Origin of the sequence: Marinobacter iranensis, from assembly GCF_029207565.1 — a bacterium.
Classification (GTDB): Bacteria; Pseudomonadota; Gammaproteobacteria; order Pseudomonadales; family Oleiphilaceae; genus Marinobacter; species Marinobacter iranensis.
Window position 1 is genome coordinate 1 of the sequence record NZ_JANCMW010000398.1, and the last position, 237, is coordinate 237.

At 65.4% G+C, this 237-nt stretch carries 1 pseudogene; it reads left to right on the forward strand.

Features of this window, described 5'->3' with window-relative positions:
- Window positions 1-237: pseudogene (locus NLU14_RS22865) on the forward strand (MFS transporter); the annotation flags it as partial.

The following is a 237-nucleotide window of genomic DNA, read 5'->3' on the forward strand; positions in this document are numbered from 1 at the left end:
GCTCAACGAGAGCCCGGTCTATGCCCGGATGAAGGCGAGCGGCAACACCTCCAAGGCGCCGCTCACCGAGGCGTTCCTGCGCTGGGGCAATCTGCGCATCGTCCTCGTCGCGCTGTTCGGCGCGGTCGTGGGGCAGGCGGTAGTGTGGTACACGGGGCAGTTCTACGCGCTGTTCTTCCTCGAAAAGACGCTGAAGGTCGACGGGATGACCGCGAACGTCCTGATCGCCATCGCGCT